Origin of the sequence: Segeticoccus rhizosphaerae (assembly GCF_009192725.1) — a bacterium.
Lineage (GTDB): Bacteria > Actinomycetota > Actinomycetes > Actinomycetales > Dermatophilaceae > Segeticoccus > Segeticoccus rhizosphaerae.
The window spans coordinates 1-2,857 of record NZ_VOHR01000418.1; the positions used below are offsets into that span (position 1 = coordinate 1).

3 protein-coding genes are annotated in these 2,857 nt (G+C 69.7%); all 3 read left to right on the forward strand.

What is annotated here, in order from left to right; genetic code table 11:
* A partial coding sequence (locus FRW57_RS19940; RefSeq protein WP_152186871.1) for an AMP-binding protein occupies positions 1 to 743 on the forward strand: 743 nt, incomplete at its 5' end.
* Positions 740 to 1,960 (forward strand): acyl-CoA dehydrogenase family protein, encoded by a 1,221-nt coding sequence (locus FRW57_RS19945; protein WP_203230442.1) that lies wholly within the window; start codon positions 740 to 742, stop codon positions 1,958 to 1,960. The genes FRW57_RS19940 and FRW57_RS19945, both read left to right, overlap by 4 nt.
* Complete coding sequence (locus FRW57_RS19950; protein WP_137121156.1) at positions 1,957 to 2,826, forward strand: SDR family oxidoreductase; 870 nt, start codon at positions 1,957 to 1,959, stop codon at positions 2,824 to 2,826. The genes FRW57_RS19945 and FRW57_RS19950 overlap by 4 nt, the downstream gene beginning before the upstream one ends.
* Positions 2,827 to 2,857: the final 31 nt, after the last annotated feature.

The following is a 2,857-nucleotide window of genomic DNA, read 5'->3' on the forward strand; positions in this document are numbered from 1 at the left end:
CCGAGACCCTCCGCGTGTTCGTGGCCACCGGAGCCGCCGTGCCCCGTGGCCTGGCCGAGCGGGCGACGCGGGTGCTCGACGCCGCGGTGTGCGGTGCATGGGGCACGACCGAGACGTGCCTGGGCACCTTGTCGGCGCCTGCCGACGAGCCCATCAAGGCCTGGGGCACCGACGGCCGGCCGCTGGCGGGCATCGAGGTGCGCATCACCGACGATCGGGGCCGGCCGCTTTCCCGCGGTGTGGAGGGCAACTTCGAGCTGCGCGGGCCGACCTTCTTCGAGGGCTACCTCGGGCACCCGGACTGGACGGCGCAGGCCTACACCGCCGACGGCTTCTTCCGCACGGGCGACCTCGGGATCCTGGATGAGTCCGGCTACATCCGGATCAGTGGCCGGGTCAAGGACATCATCAACCGGGGCGGGGAGAAGGTGCCGGTCTCGGAGATCGAGCAGCTGCTCTTCGAGCACCCGTCGGTCGACGACGTCGCCATCGTGGCGATGCCGGACCGTCGGCTGGGGGAGCGCGCCTGTGCCTTCGTCGTCCTCGCGCCCGACTCCGAGCTGGACTTCGAGTCGATGCAGAAGCACCTGGACAGCCACGAGGTGTCCAAGCACTATTGGCCGGAGCGGCTCGAGCTCGTGGACCACCTGCCACGCAATGCCACCGGCAAGGTGCAGAAGTTCGTGCTGCGCGAACGGGCCCGGGGGTTCCGGACCCGCACCGAGGAGGAGCTGCCGACGTGACCCAGACGACTCCGACATCCGTGGCGAGAGCTGTCGTGGACACCCATCAGACCGTGGACGAGGCGCGCTTCACCGCGCTCAAGGACGAGGTCGCCGCCTACGTGGCCGGACCGGGCGAGGTCTGGGCCGATCGCATCGAGCGCGAGGGAGTGGTCGCACAGGGGCTGTGGGACGAGCTGCGGGAGCGCGGCTACCTTTCGCTGGCAGCGCCGCAGGAGTATGGCGGGGCGGGCCTGACGTTCTCCCATTACCTGCAGCTGCTCGAGCTGTTCTCGATGTCGCACGCGTCGTTGCGGATGATCGTGCACGTGTGCAACGGCGTCTGGCGGGCGATCGACCAGTTCGCCACCGACGAGCAACGAGCGCGCTTCGTCATACCGCAGGTCAAGGGGGAGAGCAGAGTGGCGTTCACCCTCACCGAGCCGACCGCCGGCACCGGGGCCGATCTGCGGTGCCACGTCACCCGTGAGGGCGACCGCTACCTGCTCTCCGGCGAGAAGCACCTGATCACCTTCGGCGTCAACTGCGACCGGTGGCTGCTGTTCGCCCGGCTGACGGGCAGCACCGGCAAGGAGGGCACGCTCGCCCTCATGGTGGACCGGTCGACCCCCGGTGTGACCGTCACACCGATGGCGGAGACGATGGGTGTGCGCGGCACCGACCACGCGCACCTGGTCTTCGAGGACGCGCCGGTGCCGGTCGCGGACCGGCTCGGCGCCGAGGGCCAGGGCCTGGAGGTCGCACTCGGCGGCTTCCTCACGCCGAGCCGGATCGCCGTGGGCATGACTTGCGTCGGGCTGGCCCGACGCGCCCAGGACCTTGCCGTGCACCACGCCCTGCACCGCACGACCTTCGGCAAGACCCTGTCCCAACGACAGGCGATCTCGTTCATGATCGCCGAGAACGCCGCCGACCTCGAGGCGGCTCGACAGCTCGTCGCCCATGCCGCTCGAGAGTGGGAGCGCGGCGACAGCGAGGACGTCGTCGCCGTGTCCTCCATGTGCAAGCTCGTCGCGGTGGACATGCTCACCAGGGTCACCGACAAGGCCCTGCAGATCCATGGCGGCATCGGCTACTGGTCCTCCAGCGCCATCGAGCGGGTCTATCGCGACGCCCGTGCCCAACGGTTCGAGGAAGGGACCAACGAGATCCAGAAGACGGTGATCGCCCGGGAGGTCCTGCGTCGGTACGAGCGGGACGGGGAGGCCGTCCGGTGACCGCCACGGAGCAGGCGGAACCGACTGCATCCTTCTCGCGCACCGTCTCGCTCATCACGGGCAGCTCTCGCGGGATCGGGCGTTCACTCGCGCTCTCGCTGGCCGCGCACGGCGGCACGGTCGTGGTCAACTACAAGAAGAACGAGGACCTCGCGGCCCAGACGCTCGCGGAGATCGAGCAGCGTGGAGGTGCCGGCACCATGGTGCAGGCCGACGTCGAGCAGCCGGCCGACATCGATCGCCTCTTCGACGTGGTCACTGAGCGCTACGGCCGCCTCGATCACTTCGTGAACAACGCGGCGGCCAGCTCGTTCAAGCGGATCCTCGACCTCGGGCAGCACCACCTCGACCGCTCCTATGCCATGAACGTCCGGTCGTTCGTCCTCGCCGCTCAGCGTGCGGTGCCGTTGATGCGCGACGGGGGGCGAATCGTCACGCTGTCGAGCTACGGCAGCCAACGGGCCTACCCCACCTACGCCAACCTGGGGACCGCGAAGGCCGCGCTGGAGGCCTGGGTGCGCTACATGGCCGTGGAGTTCGCGCCATACGGCATCAACGTCAACGCGGTCAACGGCGGCATCATCGAGTCCGACTCGTCCGCGTTCTTCTATGACGTCCCGGGAATGCCCCCGCTGGAGGAGGTCCTCGCCAAGGTGCCCAAGGCACGGATGGGCACGGTGCAGGAGGTCTCGGACGTCGTGCTCTTCCTGCTGTCCGCCGCCTCCGAGTACGTCACTGGTCAGACCCTCGTCGTCGACGGCGGCCTCAGTGTCGTGGCACCGCCGTTCTACGCGGATGCGATGCCCCCGCTGTCGCTGCCCCCGCGGCCCGGCCCGGGCGCCGCCGGCGTGGGCCCGGATGCCTGACCTGCTCTGGCGGCCCGGCGCCATCGGTGGG